Origin of the sequence: Sinanaerobacter sp. ZZT-01, from assembly GCF_035621135.1 — a bacterium.
Taxonomy (GTDB): Bacteria; Bacillota; Clostridia; order Peptostreptococcales; family Anaerovoracaceae; genus IOR16.
Genome location: NZ_CP141728.1, coordinates 1542342 through 1565979, shown reverse-complemented (window position 1 = coordinate 1565979; position 23638 = coordinate 1542342). Strand labels below are relative to the sequence as shown.

Annotated in this window: 9 protein-coding genes; all 9 read right to left on the bottom strand. The window is 41.7% G+C overall.

The annotated features are described in order from the left end of the window. Positions 1-6: 6 nt before the first annotated feature. Entirely contained in the window at positions 7-1731 is a 1725-nt protein-coding gene (locus U5921_RS07450; RefSeq protein ID WP_324825839.1) for an ABC transporter ATP-binding protein, read from the bottom strand. An 11-nt stretch (positions 1732-1742) separates the two neighbouring features. Next, the gene (locus tag U5921_RS07445; RefSeq protein WP_324825967.1) at positions 1743-3452 is read right to left on the bottom strand and encodes an ABC transporter ATP-binding protein; all 1710 of its coding nucleotides are present in this window, start codon (positions 3450-3452) and stop codon (positions 1743-1745) included. A gap of 137 nt (positions 3453-3589) precedes the next feature. Further along, positions 3590-4207, bottom strand: coding sequence for a TetR/AcrR family transcriptional regulator (locus U5921_RS07440; RefSeq protein WP_324825838.1), 618 nt, complete (start codon positions 4205-4207; stop codon positions 3590-3592). A 149-nt stretch (positions 4208-4356) separates the two neighbouring features. Further along, positions 4357-5223: a 4'-phosphopantetheinyl transferase family protein gene (locus tag U5921_RS07435; RefSeq protein WP_324825837.1), complete on the bottom strand. Its 867-nt coding sequence runs from the start codon at positions 5221-5223 to the stop codon at positions 4357-4359. 144 nt (positions 5224-5367) lie between these two features. Then, the gene (locus U5921_RS07430) at positions 5368-7569 is read right to left on the bottom strand and encodes a bifunctional Gfo/Idh/MocA family oxidoreductase/class I SAM-dependent methyltransferase (RefSeq protein WP_324825836.1); all 2202 of its coding nucleotides are present in this window, start codon (positions 7567-7569) and stop codon (positions 5368-5370) included. A gap of 22 nt (positions 7570-7591) precedes the next feature. Next, positions 7592-15616 (bottom strand): non-ribosomal peptide synthetase, encoded by an 8025-nt coding sequence (locus U5921_RS07425; protein ID WP_324825835.1) that lies wholly within the window; start codon positions 15614-15616, stop codon positions 7592-7594. Positions 15617-15660: 44 nt separating this feature from the next. Beyond that, a complete protein-coding gene (locus tag U5921_RS07420; protein WP_324825834.1) occupies positions 15661-17142 on the bottom strand; it encodes a condensation domain-containing protein in 1482 nt (493 codons plus the stop codon). Beyond that, positions 17135-22540, bottom strand: coding sequence for a non-ribosomal peptide synthetase (locus U5921_RS07415; RefSeq protein ID WP_324825833.1), 5406 nt, complete (start codon positions 22538-22540; stop codon positions 17135-17137). Before U5921_RS07415 ends, U5921_RS07420 begins: the two co-directional genes overlap by 8 nt. A 15-nt stretch (positions 22541-22555) precedes the next feature. Continuing rightward, positions 22556-23638: a Gfo/Idh/MocA family oxidoreductase gene (locus tag U5921_RS07410; RefSeq protein WP_324825832.1), complete on the bottom strand. Its 1083-nt coding sequence runs from the start codon at positions 23636-23638 to the stop codon at positions 22556-22558.

The window sequence follows — 23638 nt, the reverse complement described above, 5'->3', positions numbered from 1 at the left end:
GTGCTATCAATGAAATGAAAGCTGCCATCCTATCGACTGTTCACGGACCATCAGAAATCTTTTATAAATTCCCTCCTGTGAAACCAGCTGGCTGTGTGTTCCCTTTTGAACAATTCTCCCATCATCCATGACAAGTATCTGATCGGCATTTCTAACCGTTGTCATCCTATGTGCAATGGATATAAGCGTCTTATTTTTAGTCAGCTCCCCGATTGCTTGTAGCAGCACTTGCTCATTTTCCGGATCGACGCTTGAGGTTGCCTCATCTAGTATCACAACCGGTGCATCCTTCAAAATGGCCCTTGCAATTGAAATACGCTGTTTTTCGCCTCCTGAGAGAGTCGAACCGCCTTCGCCGATTATGGTATCAAATCCGTCTGGAAAACCCATGATAAAATCGTAACAGCAAGCTTTTTTTGCTGCATTTTCTATTTCATCCATAGATGCATCTGCTTTTCCAAATCGAATGTTATTTGCCACCGTATCATTAAAAAGATACACATTCTGAAAAACCATACTAATATGTGAAAGAAATTCATCACAAGGATACTCCTTCACATTGCGTCCGCCAAACAAGACTTCGCCCGAGTCCACATCCCAAAACCGTGCAATTAAATTGCATAGCGTCGTTTTCCCTGAACCTGAATACCCCACAATGGCAATTGACGAATTGTGCGGAATCCTAAAACTTACATCCTTAATAACATCACGCTTCTCATAGCCAAAACTTACATTTCGAAGTTCAATGCTCCAATCCTCACTCTCCGCCACATTGCCTTCAGACATAACCGGAATGTTCATTATCTCATCCATATGATTCAATGCATGATCAATTAAACGCAGCAGGAATGCACCGTTTCCCATATATTCCATCTGAGAATATACCATAAATGCAGATATTAAAAACATAATACCGACAGAAAATGTCAGCTCGTGAACAAGCATGAAATAGGATGCTCCAAACACAATCAATCCACTAGACACCTCTAATATCCCCTTATAAAGGTTTACCGGAATCATCACCTTTTTTTCCATAGAAATATAGGCATCTCTACTCTCACTAAACACATTCTTCATATCATCAACAGGCTGCCCGCCGAATGCTTTGACAACCGTAATACCTCTTATGTATTCAATGGTTCTTGAAATCATATTTTCTCGTGCAGCTTCACGCCTGGGCGCTTGCTCTGCTGTTCTTTTCTTTACAAGGTTCAAAGCAAGCATAGAGAAAACCAAACCACATAGAGTAATGACTCCGATTTCCCACTTGAAGAAAAACATGAACACCATGACACACACTGCCTGAACAATACCAGAAATCATATTATCAACCGCCATCATCGCGAACCCCTCCAGCTCGGCAAAAGACGTACTTAAGGCCGTGCTGATCCGCCCTAAATTTTGTTCTGAAAAATATCCCATCGGCGCATACTTTAATTTATCTCCAATTTCCAGACGTTTTTCACAGAATACATTGTAGCCATTTGCACTCATCGTCATGTTAATAAGATATTTGAAAAAGCTTCTACCGACGACGCTGGCAAAAAGAATCCAGACACTTCTCCAAATGATTTCCGGCGTTAATCCATCAATGTTCATTAATATATTTAAAATAGCAAGAATTGTAAGAGAGTGAAAAACGGCATGAAATACGCTGCAAATAACCCCACCCACCAGCCTGGACTTGTAGCTGCCGCATAAATTATAAATCTGCCGTATCGTTTTAAACATAACGCTTCCCCCTATGCTACTTCGACGGAGGCCATATGCTCACGCCACATGCGTTGATATAACGGACAAGTATGTAACAGTTCTGTTTGTGTTCCTTCGGCTATCACAGCTCCATTTTCTACTACGACAATTTTATGTGTATTTTTAATAGTGGAAAGACGATGTGCAATTACAATCAAGGTTTTTCCATTTATCAGCCGATTGATCGCCTTCTGTACAATCGCCTCATTTTCCGGGTCGGCATATGCAGTCGCCTCATCAAGAATAATGACATCTGCTTTTTTCAGCATCGCACGGGCAATCGTAATTCGCTGACGTTCCCCTCCTGAAAGCTTTTTCCCCGCTTCTCCGGCGTTGGTATCGTATCCATGCTCAAGCTTCATAATAAAGTCATGGCAATTGGCAGCCTTTGCCGCAGCAAACACTTCCTCATCTGTGGAACCAGGAAAACCCAAACGAATGTTCTCCTTGATTGAGATATTAAATAGAAAATTATCCTGCGATACATAGCTAATCTGCTCCATTAATTGCTCAAACGGAATCTCTCGTATTTCCTTGCCGCCAAATAAAAGTCGCCCTTCTGTAACGTCCCAGAAGCCAGCCATTAATTTAGCTAATGTCGATTTTCCGCTTCCGGAGGGACCAACAATCGCAGTAACTCCTTGAGGTACGGTCCGCAAATTGATGCGATGAAGAATCTCCGTATCTCTATATCCAAACCTGACATCTTTAAATTCAAATGCAGAATCATTAAGAACAACTCTTTGAGAAGGTCTTTCTAGCTCATCTTCTTCTAAAAATTCACTAATCTGTTTCAGACTTTGAGATACAAGGGAAAAGTTCTCTACAAACTGTGACGCTTCTAAAATAGGTCCCGCAATACCTAGCGATAAAATAATACAGGTAATAAAAGTAGCGAAGGTAAGGTTTTCATTCATAAAAAGAAAAGCGCCTATCGGTAAGGTGATAAGCAAAGTCGAAGAAATTACCGTATTGCCTATCGATGAAAAGAACCAGCATTTTCTCCACCATCCGAGAGTGAAATCCCGAAAATAACGTACTGCTTTCGTAAATTTCCCATAAGACGACGCAGACTGATTAAAGGCCTTGATGACTTCGATGCCGTTCACATAATCATTTGCCTTGGCATACTGTTCAGCCTTTTCTTTATAACCAATCATTTGCCCCATAAAAATGAAAAAACCTATTGGGATGGTTGCAAGGGAAGCCAGCGCCATTCTCCAGTCAAGAATAAACAGAAAAATCAAAGTAAATGCCGGAACCAAAATATTAGAAGTCATTTCCGGTAAAATATGTGCAAGCGGCTTCTCTAATTTTTCTACAACATCTATCACCATTGCTTTAAATGTCCCTGTCGGCGTGTCAATCATGACCCCCATTGGAACACGTTCCATCTTTTGAATCAATTTCAGACGAATATTTCTCATGATAGAGAAAGCAGCTTCGTGTGATTTCATAGATGAAATCGTAGTCAGCAGCATTTTAAGCACTAATCCGCAAATAGCAACAGTAGACCAAAATAAAATAAGGGAAAAAGACTGTGTTTTGTAATAAAATGAGGCTGTGATCTCAGCCACACAAAGATAAGGCAGCATTCCAAAAAGAACACCAGCTGTCGCCAAAAAAATAGAAAGAAATAATTTTCGTTTCCCACTCCCGCTAAAGATAAGCAACTTTTTTATGCTGCTTTTCGATTGCATGTCTTCATTTAACATTATAAGTCCTCCTTCATTCAGTTAGATTAATCTAACTGAATGTTCTTATTTTGCGCCTAGAATAACCAATGATGCTAACTTAGTTATCATAGGCGCAAAACGAATTCACTTTAAAATAGAAATTAAATACCTAGAACTGCCCTCCACCCCGCATTGTAAAATGTCACCAGCGTATGGACATATTCCAAAGCTTCCTTTCTTGTAAAATCATGCATGACAACTTCAAAGACAGAAGCGTAATAGGAGTGTGTCAAAAGATGAAACTTTTCACTGTGCAGTTCATGAAATTTAACCTTATTTTGTTTTAAAAGCTTAAAAAATTTCTCAGCCTCTCTTACCTCAATCTGTACAATCTCTTCTACAAAATTGCTGTATTTTGTGCCATCAGAACACATCAAAAGCAATTTGAAGCAATCAAAATAGTCATAGATGTAATGAACAAAATCTTCAATTACCTTATAAGAAACCTGAAATGCCTGTGTCAGCGCATTTTTATCGACGAACTCAAAGCACTCCTCTTCGGAAGCCGCATAAATATTTTTAATCCCTTGTACGGTAGGCTCCACAAGTTCTGTAAACAGAGCTTCTTTATCAGAAAAATGCCGATAAAATGCCCCGGTCGTGATACCGGCATCCTTACAGAGTTTTCTTAAATTCGTCCGTTCATACCCATAGGCTAAAAAGTTCTGCTTTCCGCTATTCAGAATGTTTTCATGTGTCTGTTCAAAATCTCCTGGCAAAATAAGAGCCTCCCATTCAAGATAACTTAGTTATCGCTATATTATCACCGGACACCCTATTTGTCAATCCTCTGCCTTACTCTTGTTTTATACTCAATGCAGCTGCGCAGATTACAGAAGCAGGAATCTCGATGAAAAGAAATTGCTGCTTACCCTCTATCCAGCATTTGAACAATATCATTTATTGTAACGAGGCTGATCCGTTCGAAAGCAGCACTTTTGCAGCTGCTGCATATACTCATGCTGTAGCCGTGAAAGCCGTTATAAAAAAACAGTTTATGCGACATAGGAAGGCCATCATGCACCACGGAATCTTCGAAAATACAAAAATGATTCAGCGGTTCAAACAGACCTTTTCCAGTGCATTTTATGTAACTTTCCTTTGCTGTCCAAAAATGAAAAAACAACTCATACTTATCCTCTGTCTCTGTATTGATTGAACCTATTTCCTTTTTATGAAAACAGTGTTCTGCTAAATTCAAATCAATAGATGTGTCTATTTTTTCGATGTCAATTCCGATTTCGCATCCAGATACTGCACACACCACCCATCTGCCGGAATGTGAGATATTAAAGAAAAGCTTGTTGCTTCCGGAAATATAGGGCTTTCCATAATCCGTAAACTGAAAATGTAATGCTTCAACGGAAATATATTTTTTATATTTTTGAGATATTCCATACCTTAGCAGAAGTTCGCCGCATACGGTTCGAACCGAATCCGTAAGATTCTTATATTTCAAAGCTTTCTCTCTGCGACAAAGACTGACATTCTGCAGCAATCTTTCATAACCCTTCCTATCAATTTCATCAATGGAAAGAGCAAAAACATGTATACCTGCTTCTATGCAGACGCTTTGTGATTCTTTATAAAACAAATCGTTCATTTTTATATTGCACCCGTTTTCTCTTATTCTTCCTTTAAACATCTCATCCGTTCTAAAAAATTCCGTTAAAAACGAATCAATTTCTACGGCCGCTTTTTTCCAATCAGGGTCGAGCATCAAATTATGGCACAAATGTATATACGCTTACCGCATACACATTATACCCGCGCTGATAGAAATACGGCAGAAAATGTACGTCCCAATACTATGTGCTGTGATCTGCGCCATGGATGAATACCATTGTGTTATCATAATTATTCGTATACTTAATTACTTCTAAATGCATATTTTCTCCTTTTTACCGACCACAAACAATTTCTGACCCAGCAGATTCAACGGATGTCCATCCTTAGGATATTCACCAATGAGTTTGCCCTGTTCATTTAGAATTTTTCTCCACACTTCAGCCGAAAGAAATGTTTTATTCTCCCCTTTTCTAACATCCTCTGGCTTTTCCATCATAAATGCTTGCGATACAAGAATATCTAAGACCTCTGCTACCGTTTCCGCAATCAGAAGAATTCCTCCCTTTCTTAATATTTTTAATAAGGCGGCGACGGCATGGTTCGTTTCTCTCGCATTATTTAATACGCCGACGGCAACTATGACCTCCATACTATCCTTTTCGAGCCCCTGTCCATCAAGGTCACTATTAATATCAATTATTTGGTAGGTAACTGGCAGATTCACTTCATACCGTTTCTGTGCCGCCTGAAGAAAGAAGGACGAAACATCACTAAAAAGATATTCAACCCGGTCAATATAAGGTGTTTGTGAGAGGTGAGACAAAATGGTATCTGTAGTTGCTCCGGTTCCCGCACCAATCTCAAGCACTTTAAGACGGTTGTGTTTTCCTTCCCTTTTATCTTCTTCCTTCTTCTTTATATAATCCGTAACTGTCCTTGCAATCATATGATTGCAATACTGTAGAATAACGGTTTCCTTATAAAGGCTGTCTGCAAAATCCAACCGTCCTTCCGGAAACAGCAAAAGTGTCGCCTTTTGACTTCCATCCATTAAAGAAGATAAGGAACGCACATTATTTTGCAGATACTCAGTCGATTTCGGAGAACTCAATCGATAATCCCATAAGTAAGCCATTTCTTTCCATCCCCTTTTCACTTGCTCTTCCGTGACTTTAGCCGTATACGAATATTTCCCGTTTATAAAAGTAAGAAAACCCTTTTGTGATAAAACATCAATCCAACGAAGCAATACATGCTCATGCTCCGAAGCAACACCCACCTTTTGAATAATCTCTTCTGCTCTATAGCTGGTATCAGCTGACAGAAATAAGCCTTTTTCCTGTAGAAAATGTAGCATTGTAACTAAAAGAGTTTGCGCTCGTTGTTCAACACAAAGAGACAAAAAATCAAATTCCAAGGATTCACAATAAGAGATCAGCTCCTCACCCGTTAAATCTGTCTTTTTATTAATTGAATATTTCAAAACAGCCGGGTTCCACAAATCATGCTTTACCGCTTCTCTTCGTCCTTCAAAGTGCTCTGAATATGTATTTCCTAAAATCGCTTCCCAATTACCTGCGCATAAAATTTCTTTCTGCGCCAAAACTGCATCCTGTCTCTTCATCTGCATTGCTAATTCCATTTGAAGCAACTCCTCTCTGATGGCAGAGGGCCATTCCTGCAAAACGAATTTCCCAATACTGTGTGCTTGATTTTGCCATATCAGCTGACAGGAGGGCACAAATGAAGAAATATACTGCCTGCTCTCCCGAAAAGAAAGGTTCTCCAGCGGCACTTTCACCGCCTCTTCCCAAAAAATAGGTCCCTGTGATCCATTCAAGGAAAGGCTTCCCCTGTCAGTATTCACTATGATACGGTGCAAGACAGGAAAAGGAGAGTGCCTTAAAGCATTTGTCTGAAACTGAAACGGAATATCTCCCATTTCCCCAAATACTACATATCTGCCAGAGGATACTTCCTTGAAGTTTAACGAAGTCAGGCTTCTTGCCTTTGGCAGTATGTTCATCAATAAATAGATAATAGAATAACAGATTCCTAAGTCTGCATCAATTCCAATCTCGTAAACTGCTCTATCCTCTAAAACTTTTTTCATACAGGAGCAAAAAGCCTGCATTGCCGGTAATCTCAGATATGGTTTTCCGACTCTATAACAAAGGCTATTCTTTTTTGCTTTTTTCATTAAGTGAATCAAAATATCCTTTTGTACCGGCTCCTCCTGGTAAACGTGTATCCCTCTCTCTATAAACTGCTCCGCTACCGTGCTGCACCCTCCTAAGGAGAATGGCACGGCACGGGCAATAATCCCAAGATCAATCTTGTCTGGAAGTGCATCTATATCAGTGTATAACTGTGTTTGGCAGCGTTCAGCAAATTTTCTATTTGCGTCTGTATTCTCTGCCATCAAGCCTGCAATCTCAAAGGTATGATTCAACCCCTTTAACGCAGAGAAATAAGCCTCTGCATATGCATCTGCGCATACTATTACTCTCATCGCTTCTCTTACCCTCCTGATTCTATGCTTTTGTTCCTTCTATGAGATCTGCAACCTCCCGCACCGTGACGTTTTCTAAAATTTCATCAATGGATACAAGGATTCCAAGCTTCATTTGCAGTTCGTCAATGAGCTTCATTAACGTAATGGAATCCCCACCTAAAGAGTAAAAATCATCCTCTATTCCTATATGTTTCATTTCAAAAATGTTCTCCCAAATATCCACCAGCTGCTTTTGAAGGTTCGTTTCCGGTGCCGTAAAAACGGTATTCTCTTCAAGATTTTCTGTTTCGGAAGGCTTCGGTAACTTGCTTTTGTCCACCTTCCCGTTTGCAGACAGAGGAAATGCCGGAAGCTGTATGAGCTGTGACGGAATCATGTATTCCGGCAAAAAAGACGACAATGACTTTTTTATCTTCAAAGAATCGCCTGAAGTGTGATTCCTACAAACAAAATATCCAATAATTTGCTTTGTGCTTCCCCGCTCATAAAGGGTTGCCGCTGCTTCATCCACCTCAGGCAAGCGCTCCAGCGCAGATTCAATCTCCCCTAATTCAACGCGAAAACCGCGGATTTTCACTTGCGTATCTTCTCTTCCCAAAAACTCGATCCATCCTTCTTTATGGTAGGTTCCAATGTCCCCCGTTTTATAGATGCGCCCCCAATGCGGATGAACAAGAAACGCCTTTTCTGTTTTCACGCTGTCTCCCTGATATCCCAACGCAAGGCCGACACCGCCGATATAAATGTCTCCTTTGACACCAGGTGCGCAAAGCTCTAAATCACGGTCCAAAACATACATAGTCTGATTCATAAGCGGCATGCCGTACGGAATACTATTCCATGTTTTCTTCACTTCGGTCACATTATAATAAATGGACCAGATAGATGCCTCTGTCGCTCCACCCAAGCTCATAAACTTTGAATCCGAAAACAAGCACTTAGAGCGCAGCGGCAAATCAAGTGGAATCCAGTCTCCGCTCAGCAAAATTTCTCTGAGAGGAATCTCTTGATGCAGATTTTTATTTTGCATATGATCCACAGCCATTCCATAGATTACCGGTACGGAATTCCAAATCGATACTCTGTTTTTCTTCAACAAAGAAACAACCGCTGGAATATCTCTCGGCTCCGGTACAATAGCAAGGCGTGCACCCTTACTAAAGGCTCCGAACATGTCATAAACAGACAAGTCAAAGCAAATGGATGAAATTCCAATTAAGCAGTCCGATTCTGACAAACTAATTTTTTGATTGATATCTATAATTGTATTGCAGGCTGCCTGATGAGATATCTTGACTCCCTTCGGTACTCCGGTGCTGCCTGAGGTATATATGATGTAAGCCAAGGAGTATGGGTCCATTTGGGTATTAACCGGAATGCCTTCAAACCCTTCTAAGACGCCGGAGGAATAAATAGAAGGCTCAAGCAAAAGGCTGCATCTGCTGTCATCTAAGATATACTTCCGACGTTCATTCGGAAAATCGGCATCAATCGGAACATAAGCAGCTCCGGCTTTCAGCGCTCCGAGGATGGATATCACCGTCTCCGCACACCGGATGGATAAAATTCCTATACGTTCCGAATGAGCCCTTACACCCTTATGAATCAAATACTGTGCAATTTGATTGGATTTTCTTTCAATTTCTCCATAACAAATACCTCGTTCGCCGTCAATCAGCGCAATGGCATCCGGAGTTTTCTGTGCCTGTTTTTCAAACAGGCTGTGTAGAGTAACCGGACTCACCGACTGAATGCTGTGGTTATAGCCCCTCCAAGCAGCTTCTATGCTCTCGTTCACATCATATTTCAACATATCTGTCTCATAAGCGTGCCGTATTGCCGTAACAAAATCAGAAAAAATACTATGAAGGATGTCCTCATCAAAGAGCTCTTCGACATAATCCCAGGATATGTGGAGCGCTCCACGCATTTCAATGATCTGATTATCCAAGAACACCTGTGGTGTCTGAGAAATCGCATACCGCAGCTTACCCAGCTGCTCAAACCAATCCTCCGGTGAATCAAAGAGGATACACGTAAAGACAACAGGCAGAAGCGCTTTTCCTAAGGCACCGGATCGCTTAGAAAGTTCACGTACAATTTCAGTACCGTCAAATGCAATATGCTCTAGATCTGTCAGAATTTGATTTTGCGTTTTTTTAGCCGCTTCCCACAGATTTTTCGTGTCTGCTTTCAGATTAAGAGGGACTAATTTTGTAAAATCTCCGATGATGTGGCTTACATCCGGATGCACCGGCACTCTTTGAAAAACAGTCATATTAATCATTAAATCTGTTTGATTGCTCCACTTTGATAGCACCATTGCATAAATTGCACACAATAACGCAGAAGGAGAAACCCGGTGAGCCTTTGCTGCCTCTTTTGTTTTCTTCCAAATAGCAGCGGGTATGTATTCTTTTACGCGCTTAATCCGATATTCTCTGCAATCTGATACCTTTTGCACCATTGGCAGTCTTGGAAACTCTGCGAAATCCGGTATCCGATTCATCCAATATTCCTTCGCATCGCTATATTCCTGCGTTCCGATATTCTTTCCTATGTCCGCCAAGTAATTTCTATAGGTATAAGGAAGAGTATCCGTAAGGCTGCCAGTACGTAAATCCTCCGCCAATTCCCCAAGTAAAATTTGAAGGCTATCCCCGTCGCACACCATCAGATCAATACTTGCAAACAACAGAGAGCTTTTTTGCTTTTCTATGACCTTAAATGTAAACAACGGCCATTTACCGTGATCATAGGTTTTATGAGAAAGCTGCTCCCGTATTTTAAGTGCTTCTTCCTCAATCCTGCTTTCGCTCCACAATCCGGCATCGACAGCCTCTACTTTGTACTTCGCTGTATTCTGCATCACTTCCTGCATTCCATTTTTATGAAATACGGTACGCAGCGCCTCATGCCTCTTAATCAGTTTTTGTACACTGCGCTCCAGCCTGCTTGCAGAAAAATCCATATCAAGCTCAAAATAATAGTGTGCGTTATACCTCCCTAGCTCAAAGCTGCTATTTCTGCCCGTATAATACGCCAACTGCACACCAGTCATCGGATACTCATTTTTTAGTTCAGCCGCCGTTATGTTTTTTTCCTCATGCCGTACCGCAGAGCGTTCAATCTCTCTCGTCACCACTGCGGATAAGCTGCGGATATTTCCCTGTTCAATGATTGTGGTAAAAGGAATTTTAACTCCAAACTTCTTCTGAATCGACGTTCGTATCCTTTGCGCTGTAATTGAATCGCCTCCCAGAGCAAAATAATCATCATAAGGGCCAATCGCATCATAGCCTAAATTTGCGGCCCATATCTCCTTGATCTGCGGTTCTATTTCTCCCTGAAACGTTCCTCTTCCTTCCTCCGGAGCCTGTACATCCATGTGTGACAATGCTCTTCTGTCCAGCTTTCCGTTAGCGGTTAACGGCATTTCTGAAAGATGATGGAACTGTTTCGGAATCATGTATGGCGGAAGAAATGCCGCTAGGGACTCTTGTATCGCTTGCGCCTCAACTGCTTCATGCGAGGTATAATAAGCGACTAATTGCTTCCTCTTATTCAGTAAAACCACAGTCTCCTTAATGCGTGGAATTTGACGCATCTGCCCTTCAATTTCTCCCAATTCAATACGGTGTCCTCCGATTTTTACCTGTCCGTCTCGTCTGCCGAGAAAAACGACATAGCCGTCTCTTGTAAATTTTCCATAATCACCTGTTTTATAGAGCCTCCCGAAAACGTTTGCTTGGATAAATGCCGCATTGGTTTTCTTTTCGTCATTCCTATAGCCTTTAGCCAATCCAACGCCACCGATATAGATTTCTCCCGGCACGTCATAAGGGCAGATCTCATAGCTGCCGTCCAATACATATATTCTCTGATTGCTTAGAGGATATCCATAAGGTATGCTGTCCCATTCGGGTGCCACCCGGTCAATCGGGTAGTATATTGACCATATCGCTGCTTCCGTAGCACCTCCAAGGCTGACCGTTTTTGCGTTTGGAAAATGGTAGCGGATTTTTTCCGGCAGATCCGTACTGATCCAGTCGCCGCTCAGCAGCACAAGACGCAATTCAGGATTGATATATTCGTCTGTGACGCCTTCCAAGAAGAGCTCCATGAGAGCCGGAACCGAATTCCATATTGAAACAGCTCCTTCCTTCAACACATTTTCTATTTCTGCAGAATCTCTGGTTTCAGAAATCAGAGAAATCGTTCCGCCTGCCAGCAACATACCAAATACATCGTATACCGACAAATCAAAATTCAGCGCAGACAAGGCAATTGCCGTAGAAGACGCAGTAATACAAAATCTCTTGTTTATATCCAAAAGAGTGTTCACAACTGCACCATGTGTCATCTCGACACCTTTCGGCTCTCCAGTGCTTCCGGAGGTATAAATGACATATAAAGAGTCCTCTAGACTGCAAGGGCTTATTTTCTGCGGTTTGGCAGTTTCGTCCATATTCTGGTACAGCTCAGTTGCATCGAGGATCCCTTTAGCACCGGAATGCTTCTCGATATACTGTACACGCTGCTGTGGGTAGGCAGCCGGAACAGGAATATACACAACTCCCATGCGTACCATTGCGGTCAGTACGGCAATGGTTTGTATATTTCGCCTTGTAAGAACGACAATGGAATCCCCTTTTTCTATGCCTTGTGTTTGGATGTTTGCAATCAAGTGCTCACTTTTCTCATATAGCTCCCTATAAGAAAGTCTCTTTTCACCTTGAATGACCGCAATGTTATCGTTATATTTCAAAAGTGACTCTTGCAGCAGCAAATCCAAGGGCGCACCCATTTGCTTCTCTTGCGTTTGATTATATGCGCTGACCGCGCTCTCATCAGGAAAAATCACCCGATCCGTACTTTTTTGCATCAGGCTTTCAAGCATTTGGCAGTAATAACGAAACATGTCTTCTATCATATGCTCTGGATATAGCTTAATCAGATAATCCCAAGCGATTAAATAGCTGTCTTTTTGGCGGTGCACCTGACTGTCCAAACTAACCTGTGATGTTTGCGTAAGACTGTATTTCACACAATCCCAATCAAAATTTGAAGCACCATCAAACAGCATGCTAGTGAAAACGATTGGCATCAAGCTTTCAGTCTTAATTTCCTGTACCTTTGCTATTTCACGAATCAACTCAATTCCTTCAAACGCCGAATGGTCAAAGTACAGGTACATCCGGTCTCGCAATTCTCTAAGCCTACCGATAAGATCTGTTCTGCCATCTTGACAGGAAGTATAGTCCAATAAGACATTTGTTGTAAAGTCACCTACAACATTTTCAATGCCGTTCATTGTAAAAGGACGGTCAAAAACAGTAATATTGATGGCAAAGCGCTCACTGCCTGACCACTTTTCCAGAGTTTTTAAATAGCAATAGCACAAAACAACACTGACCGTCACAGACGCATCCCTTGCAAAGGCCTCCAACCTGCTCCATTCCTTTGACGAGTAACGCCGTTCCAAACGCTTTGTATCATTGCCTGAATGAGACATCTTTACATTTACAGGAAGAGCCGGAGCAGGGGGAAAATTCGATGCTCGTTCAACCCAAAATGCTCTGTCCTCTTTGTATTTTGAACTGGATTTTATTTCAGCAAGCTGCTCCAAATATCTGCGGTAGGAAATCGGTACATCTTCCAATGGACCTCCCTTATATAAAGCGATAAAATCCCGCAGTAATATGTGCATGCTCATCCCATCCGCTATGAGCATATCTATATCAACGATTGCCAATTGCCGCCTTTCTTCCGCTTCATTTATCTTTACATTTTTAACAGAAAACAGAGGCCACTTCCCGGGGTCAAAAACGGAATGTAAGCTTTCTTCACGGTTTTTTTGCAAATAAGCGGTACGCTGCTCTTCTTCAATGGAATCGGTTTGCAGAGAAAACGGTGGCAGCTCTTCTGCATTCATAATGTGCTGCTGGTTTTCAGAGAAAACGGCACGCAGCATTTCATGCCTTTTTATCAGCGCTTGCAGCGTTTCCTGAATTCTACTCTCATCCAAATTGTGCTGAATCTCCATGTACATATGGGTTCCGTTCTTTCCGCCAAAGAAAACCTGCTGACGGCCCAAATAATAAGCTTCCTGTATCAGAGTCACAGGCAAAGCACTGCTGCATGCTGCTTTTGTTTGATTTTCTCTTCCAAGCTTATCTTGCATCCTTCGAACTAAATCATGAACCGTATTACACTGGACTAGATCAAACATGCCAAGCTTTAAATGATAGTGCTTATTTAACAAGCCTAAGCAGCGAAACATCATCAGTGAATCGTTCATCACATCGTAAATGGCCGTATCCAGAGAAATATCTTCTTTTACAATTGTCTGTAATTGCCTTAATATATCTTCTGTCCCGCAGCAATCTATACTCTCTTTTCCGCCGCATTGGATACCGTCTCTATAGCTCTGAAGCAGCTGTGGCTTATTCACTTTACCAACTTGTGTCATAGCAAGGCTGCTTACAAAAATAACATCCTCTAAGCGTATTCCGGATTTGGAGTATACCCTTTGCATAATCTTTCTTTTTTTCTCCGTTATCTCCTCTTCGGTTATTTTCAGCTCTATAAACACATAAATAAGCGACTTGCCTTCCTGTGCAATATTTTCGCCACATGCAGCACACCTCCAACCGAATTCTTCCTGAATCATCTGCTCAATGTCTCGAAGAAAAATATTCCGTCCATTTAAAAAAAACATGTCCTTTTTTCTTCCAATAATAAAAAGCAGCCCTTGATTTATAAAACCGATATCGCCGGTATTAAGCCATCCATTATTAAAAAAATCGTCATTTTTTATATTGAGATAGCCTTTGCTTAACGTTTTTCCTCCGATTTGTATGTATCCAACAGTATCTTCACCCAGCTCGACTTCATTCTCATCAACAATCTTCATCGATACCCCTGAGATTGGCTTTCCTTGGCAAACGATATCTTTCAGCAGCAATTCTAACGCACTTTCATTAAATTCAATTCCCACCTTAAGCTGCCGGGCAGAAATCTGAGGACACCAGCCCTGAGTATTTGTAATAGGGGTACCACTGGCTTCAGTCAATCCGTACATAGGAACCATGCGATCGGCAGATAATCCAAACCTCTTTGTTTTTAAAGAAAATTGCTCTGTTACTTCGTGCGAAATCGGCTCTCCTGAATTAAGCATCAGCCTTATACTATCAAGCCTCCAGCTGTCCTGCATAGTGATGAGCTTACTCATCCGCTGAAACGCAAAATTCGGTGCGGAGGATATGGTGGCCTTATATTTTTCAATCGCGTCAAACCAGCTTTTTGGGTTTTCTGCAAATGCTTCCTTGTCTAGATGCACAATCTCGCAGCCCATAAAAATCGGCAGCAGCATAAAATAAGTAAGTCCTAGTGTATGTTCAAGGGGATACCATGCCATAAAAATATCCTCAGAAGTTACCTTATATTCCTGTGCAGTTGCAGACAATATACTCAGAACACTGTTATGTGTCCATACAATTCCCTTCGGATCAGATGTGCTTCCTGAGGAATATAAAACAGCGGCTTCATCCGTCACAACTGATAAATCATCATACTGTTTAAAAATGCTTTTGCCTCTTGTATCTTCTGCCTCAAATTCGTTATCCTCCAAGACGATAGATGCAGGGCTATCCCCGCTATAAAAATTGAGATACTTTTCTCCCGACTTATCACACAGTATATGAAACGCAGGATTTTGCTCAGAAATCCTTTTAAATTGCCGATATTGAACCTCATTGATGCAAACAGGTAACAGGATCGGAATTGCTCCCATATAAATCAAGGAAAGAATCGTGATAAACACATGTTGTTTCTTGTTCATTTGAAGAATAACACGCTCTCCTTTATGAATCCCCTTTTGCATCAGCAACTCGCTTATTTTGCATATGCAACGCCCAAGCTGCCTGTAATTTAAAACATTTGTACCATTTTGGTCTATAAAAATAATCTTCTTACCGCTGTTTACACACTGATATTGAATCATTTCACGCAAATTTGGAAATGACATCTCCATACTTTTCATTTTTTCACCTCATCTGTTTCAATAAGCCCAATTTACCCATATTTTTAAATCGACATATTCCAATCATTTGTCTGAATGATTGCTTTCAAAAGAGCCAAGTGCGACTGGTACATCGCCTGAATCTGTTTTTCCGTAAAAGCTTCTGTAACATAGTCCCAATTTACCGAAAGCCGGCCGGAAAAATCGGTTGCCTGATAGTCGAGAACAACCTGCGGTGTTTGGCTGATGCAGTAAATTTCTCTCATCCCCTCCGGAAAATAATTTAATTCGGACTTCAGCCCCTGTAAAACCCCTGTAAAAACCACAGGCATAACTGCTTTTCCCGGCTGGCTTCTACTCAATTTTTTTATCAAATCCACACCGTGATAATCCTTATATTTCACCAATGTCCAAAATTGTGCCTGCGTAAGCTTTACTTCCTCGAGAAAGGTTTGCCCCTCGCCTTCGTAGCTTGCAAGTGCATTATTTGTAAAATCGCCTAAAACCCGCGTGACATCTCTGTGAAGCGGAAGTCGATTATAAAGAGTGATATTGATCGACAGACTTTGCTCCGTACTAAATTCGGACAGAGTCTTCATGTAGGCGGTGCAAATAACTGCGGCCGGTGTCAAACGATATTGCTTGGCTCGCTCATATAAAATTCTGGTGTCCTCCTTTGATAAATAGGAATGGAGCCGGAAAAATCGGGGACTCTTTATTTCAAATAAATTTTTACAGTAAGGCAGCTGCGGGGAGGGAGGCATTTCGGGTGCCCTTCTACTCCAATATGCCTCAGCTTGAAGGGATTGCTCCTTCTTATTTTCTCTGTAACTGCTTTCCTCCAAGCAATACTGCCGAAAGCTATAATTGGGCCACGTAACGTCTTTGCCCTGGTATACTTCCATCAGGTTATGGAGCATCATTAATAAGCTCCATGCATCTAATATCATGCAATCAAAACTGATATGCAAATGCCAGTCACAGCTCTGCACGGAGCTAATGTGAATATCAAACATAGGCCATACTCCATAAGGGTATTTATGATGCGACCAAGCTTCCCTGCTCTCTTCACGCTCCTGCTCCGATTGAAATACATGCACGGGTACGGAATATTCTGGCACCCTCTCTTGAATCAGCTGCAAGCCGTTTGGGAGTATCACATTACGCAAGGCATCCTGATGCTGGATAACCGTATTCACTGCTGACTGAAACCGATCACAATCAATTTCCCCATACTCTGCTTCCATATAATAATGTGCATTTACATTTCCTAATTCATAATCTTCTCTCCGTCCCATGTAATAGGCACTCTGTATCGGCGTAAGTGGCAGTGCCTCTGCACTGCCACAAAGCGCATCCAGCTTTTGAAGGTAGAATATAATATCGTTTTTGCTTTCCTTAATCTTCTCAATTAAATTTTTTGTTAAGGCATTTTTTGGTGCTTGATACCTGAGCTTTTCTCCTTCTGCCCAAAGCTTCACTCCTGAAGCTTCACACAGGCTAAATACCTCTGTGCAGGCTTTTATATTTATTATTCCATCATGCATTGAGTAACGCCTCCTTAAGCATCGACGCTAAACGAATCGCATTTTCCTTATTTTCAAGACAAGTATAATGGTTTCCGTCAATTTCTGTGCGGCTAAATTCGCCAAGGCAGACATTTTCCCAATAATCCAGCAGCATATCCAGATGCTGAAATACTCCCCTCCTATCCTTCGACGCATAATAATGAATATCCCCAAAATAAGCTTCTGGTACAAACTGCAATGCTTGAAAAGACTGTTTAAAAGTATGAAAAAGTGTAGTCATCACTTTCGGTTCAATAAGCATACCGCTGTTTTCCCTGCTGATCTGCGCATACAATTCAAACCGATCCGGCTGTGAAGCCAGCCTCAGCTCTTCAATGCGTTCTCTGTCGCCGTCAGACAGATTCATGTCCACCAATGCCAAGGTTTTGTTTTTACTCTGCTCGATCTGCATAAAAGCTTTCTCCAGCAATGCCTGACTGCCAAATCCCAAGTCTTTTAATGTTACATGGATATTGTCAAGAAATAACAATTCATACAGCAACTCCTCCTGCAGCTGAATCGGCATAGTTCCTCCGTCAACAATTGACACGTCATCGACCTCAATGCCCCTTTCTAAAAGGCGCTTAGCCAGCTCAACTGCAACCACACCGCTGAAGCTGTAGCCGATTATCTGAACATGTTTGACTTTCATATCGCACAAGAGCTCCGTATATTGATCGGCTAAAAACTCCACCGCCTCATCCGCTTGCAGCTTGCAGTACTGCTCTATATCCGCAATACCAATTGCGAAAACGTTTCCCTGCTTTTGCTCTGCAAGTGCCGGACCTAAATGACGGAAAATATCTACCGATCCCAACACACCGTGTATCAATATCCGAGCCCGCTGCTCGCCAGAGTCTCTGCCGTAATTTTGAATATAAGCAAATGAATGGTTGTCATTAAAATCTTCTTTTTCGTCAACTTCACTCTTATCCTTTTTCTTTTCATGTGAAATAAATTGTGCCGTATCCTTGACTGTCGGATAATTAAGCATCTGCCGCAATATCGAATCAAATGGAATATCCAATTTTAATACATTCCTTATCTTTGTTGCAGCTTGTGCCATGATTAGCGAATCTGCCCCAAAATCATAAAAATTTTGATTTTTTCCTATCTTATCTATATTGAGCTGTCCCTTCCAGATTTGTGCCACCTGCTCTTCAAGCTTATTTTCAAGCTGCATCGACGCATCCTCACCCACATCTGCCTCATGTGAATTTGTAAAAACCTCTGCCCATTTCAACGCTTGCTTTCGATCTACTTTACCATTTGAAGTCAGCGGAAACCGGTTTGTGAAAATAATATGAGATGGCATCATATATTCCGGTAAATGTAAAGAAAGATAGCTTTTTAACTCATTCTCATCCACAATGCACTGATCTGTTTTATATTGCTTGATGAAGAGAGAAACAGATAGCTTTTGAAGTTCTGAACCATCCTTTGGTACCACTTTTACTGGCGAATCTTCTCCTAGAAGTCGAATCCAATCTTCAACGCTCGAAAATAGCGATTTATTCCTCAAATCATCTTGCGGCTGATTCATCATTAAGGCTTGGGAAGCGAGCAGCCAAGTCTCCTCCTGAACCGGCTCAGAAAACAAGAAATATCCCTTTGGCGCAATTAATTCTTCTATCTGTTTAAGGCTTTTTTTGATATCTTTGGCATTATTCATAACATAAGCACCTACAATAATGTCAAAGTAATTTGATGCAAACCCTTGCATTTTCATATCATCGTCAATGTCCAACAGGCAAAACTTTATATTAGGATTGATAAATCTTTCTTTTGCCGCCGGAAAAAAGTATTTGGTAACATCCGTAAAATAGTATTCAAATTCCGCTCCTTCCAAAGCTCGAAGGACATATTCTGTTGTTGCCCCGCTTCCCGCTCCTATTTCAAGAACTCTTAGCTTCCGTCCAGATGCCTTTGATACAATTTTTCGTAATGTTTCTTCAATGCAACGATTCAAATACGCTGCCATGGAATTATTAATATACAGAGCTTCTACAAAACGATCCTCTCCATTTGAATAAAGGAATCCCACGGGATCAGCCTTTCCGGATAAAATCTCCGTGAGGTTGTCTGCATTCAGCTTAATATAGTCAATGATATCTTTGCTTCCCAACGCAGTATCCCAGGCCCGGTATGCCTCACTCCACTTTTTAGCTACTGCATTTCGGGAGATATCCAAGCCGTCTCGCAACCCGTCGGCCTGTTGGTTAAAATACCCCTGTTTCTGTAAATGCGCCGCCCAGTGCCGTACGATCCAATGGTACTTTTCATCAATATGCTCCAATGCATCGGTAGCGAAATAACCACTTTCCTCAATTGCCCGACACATTGCATATGCAGCGGCAGTATTTCTGCTTTGAAGGGCCTTATCAAAATTTTTACCGTATAGTTCTTGATTCTCTTTTATAGCCGATATCTCAATGTCCTTTGTAAGCATCAAAAAATCTTCGCTAGATTTTTTTTTATCATAATTTCCGTCCTGCCGAATTTCTGCCAATGCTAAAATTTCATTTTTATTCTGATTCACACAGGCGACTGCGGACTGAACTGACGGTGCGTGGCTTAATACATGTTCGATTTCCCCTAATTCAATGCGGTTCCCCCGTATCTTAATTTGCGTGTCCTTTCTTCCTAAAAATTCAATCTCTCCGCCAGGCAGATAGCGTGCCATATCTCCCGTACAATAGATACGTTCTCCGGTATGCGGGTGGCGGACAAATTTTTCATCTGTTAATTCAGAGTCGCCGAAATAGCATTCCGCAAGACCGCTGCCCGCTATGTAAAGAGCGCCGGCCTTCCATACCGGACAATCCTGAAATTCGGCATCAAGTATATAGTATTTCTGGTTTGAAAGAGGTCTGCCATACGGAATGCTGACCCAATCTTTTTGTACCTCCTGATATTCGTGGTAATTGGACCAAATTGATGCTTCCGTCGCTCCACCCAGTGAGACAAGCCTTAGCTCCGGAATTTCTTTAAGAAGCTGTTCGGGCAGCTCCAAAGGAATCCAATCACCGGATAAAAGTGCGATCCGTAGCGGTATGTCTTCTTCTTGATATGATTTTAAGTATGTTAAGAACATTTGCATCAATGCTGGCACGCTGTTCCAAATGCTGACACGATACTTCTTGATCAGCTCACTCCAATGCTCTGGATCCATATATCTTGCGGCATCCGGATAAACCACTGTACCACCTGCCGATAATAGCCCAAAAAGATCATATACCGATAAATCAAAATTCAACTGTGAGATTCCGAACACCGCATCATTATGCCCGATCTGGTATCTTGCATTGATGTCCTCAATGGTATTACGAGCCGCCGCATGAGAGATAACGACGCCTTTCGGTTCGCCGGTAGAGCCTGATGTATAAATGATATATGCAGGCTTGGAAGCGCCGGTCAGTCTTGGAACGAAGTCAGTTTCTGACAGATTCAATTGATCTACTTCAATCACCGATAATTTTTCATCAAATGCCGTTTTCAAATCAGATGTCGTCAAAATAATCTCACTTTTGACATTCTCAAGGATTTTATTTCTCCGTATTTGAGCCTGCTTCGCATCAATCGGAACATAAACACCACCCATATAAAGTACGCCTAGTACGCCTGCCGCCTGATAGCGACACTTTTCCATGATGACGGCAATGTTATCCTGCTGCCTGCCGCCTGAACGAATAATTTCTTCAGCAACCTGCCTGGCCAGCTGGTCAAGCTCTTCATAAGACAATTCCCCATGTGCATCAGCAACTGCCGTATGTTTTGGATACTTTTTCACCATTTCAAGAAATTTTTCATGTAGTACGCCATTTGGCAAGAGAGCCTCTGTCGCATTCGCATGTTCTCTTTCGCTTTTTTGCCAATCCGGCAGGCTCACATGCAGAGGATTCTTCCAATTCTCACACTGCTCAGCCAGTAGATTCAGCTGCTGTTCAAATGCGCAGAACAGATCGGAGATCAACCCGTCGGGAAAAATTCCTTTCCGAACGTCCCAGTTTACCTGTAGTCCGAAATAACCGTCCATCGCCTGGCAATCAATAAAGACCTGCGGTGTCTGCGTAATCCCATAATCTCCAAACTGTCCAATCAATTGATTATTTGAATCTACCAATCCGATTGCACTTGTAAATACAATCGGCATAAGTGACAGTTCACGCCCATGAATTTTTACCAATTCACGAATCATCTCGACGCCGGAATAAAGCCTATGATCCAAATCGTTGAATAGTCTGCTGTTTATATTTTTTGCCCGTTGGACGAAATTATCTTCCCTGTTATAATAAACCGGCAATAAATTCAGCGATGTGAAATCACCAACCACGCGGTTAATATCCTTAAAGATCGGCATCCTGTTCAGTACCGTCATATTTATGCAAAAGTCCCGATTTAGACTCCAACGGGCGAGTGCATCGGCGTATGCCGTAAGTACAGAAACGGTGGGCGTAACTCCCACAACCTGAGCGTTTGCTTTCAACGAATTCCAGCGATCCGGATTCAGACGCAGCATATACCTCTCAAACTTCGGCCGAATGCTTTCTGAAAGATTACGTTTCAAGGGAAGCTGCGGTGCAGACGGAAATCGTTCCAACTGCTCCAACCAATATTTTCTATCCCTTAGATAAGAATCTCCGTTTTTGATTCTTTTTTCTCCTAACACACAATCACGGAAAGTGACACGTATTTCCGGATTCACCTCTTCTTTATTAAAATAAATTTTTTCAAATTCAGCAAATAAGGACCATATGCTGACCCAATCAGCCAAAAGAAACTCCATTGAGAAATGAAGAATATCTTCGTGACTATGTTTGGATACAGCAATTTCAAACATAGGCCAATTTCCAAGCGGGTACATGCGGTGTCCCATATCCTCACGCAGCCTCACCAATTTTTCTTCATCATCTCTCATATCGTAGCAATTCACGCGGATTTCAGGAATATCCTCCAGTATCGCTTGGTATCCATTTTCATACATTACTGCATGAAGCATGTCGTGACGTTCAATCAAGGTTTGCCAAGCAGCTTGCACCCTTTCTTCCTCAAGTGATTCATACAAAAGCTCTAAGTAAACATGGCAGGCAACCCCACCATATTGGAAGGTATCTTTCCGCCCCAAAACATATGCGGTCTGAATATCGGTCATTGGAAACGGATCATACTTAGATTCCGGATCCGATTTCACCTGCTCCTCCTCACTTGCCGTCATGTAATCAACAAGTATTGCTTTGTTATCTTTGAGTATCTGCAATGTTTCCTCAGACAGGGAAGATAAAGGCGCTTTATAGCGCAATTTTCCTTCTTCTGTCCACAGTTGGATTCCTTGATCCATAAAATATTCAATTAATTCTTTTCCCTTTTGAAATTCCATATTTTTCGTAGCTCCTTATTTAATACTGTCAGCAGTCATTTTAATCATTTGAAATGGAGTGTAGTGACGCTCATTGTCCTCTGTCAAGCGTGCATAGCCAAATGTTTTTGTCATTTCCGTCCATTGTAATGCGCATAAAATTTCCTGCTGCGCCTTTTGATTCACATTCTTCTCTCCCAAAATTAATTCTCTTACTGAAATTAAATCCTTCGAAATGGCATATGGCCACCCCTGTGTCACAACAGATTTAAAACTTCTGCTTTTATAGTCTCCCAATATTTCCATTGAATTTTCATCCAAATACGCAGGATATGTCTCCTCTGCGTTTGCCGTATTGTACAGCAATGTCGGTATATGCATCCGCGGCTTCCAGGTCACCGGTCCAAAGGTGTCTTCCAAGGTAAGGCGTCCACTTTCATACACCAGCGCAATATTGTGCAAAAGGTGCATGTAATTATCCGGGTCATGCGGATTGATTTGGTTATGGTATTCAATTGTAATAGGGATAGAGCCCAGTTCTCCAACCAATACATCAAACGGCCCCACTTCCTGAGTTAAATGATAAATCTTCCAGTTTCGGACAGACGGAAGAGCCTGCATGAGTATATCCATCGCAGGGTAGGAAACCTGCGGCGCAAAGGATGCATTGACATAAACGGGAGCCTCCGTCTTATTCAGTTCTCTGGCAATTGTTATAAAACGCTCTACTTCCGGGAGATTTGGATACAGATCTCCTGTCATAAAGTGCACCTTATGCTTTCGGGCAGTTCGATGGCATAATTCCAAATCCTTTGGATGAATTGGCTGCTCTTGTATCACACTGATTCCTTTTTCCAAAAATTGCAGAGCTACTTCAGTTCCCTTGCCTCCAATTGCACCGGAGCGAATTACAACACAAGCTAGGTCAATATCCTCCGGTAAGTCTGCCATTGACGTATATAGCGGGATATTATGCTTTTCCGCACATAACCTTGATCGCTCGCTCCCCTTTGCAAAAAGTCCGGCAACTTCAAACTGCCCACGCAGCTGTTCCAATGCTTTTAAATAATGCTGACCGAATGTCGTTCCGCACACAATAACGCGTATTTTACCACTCAT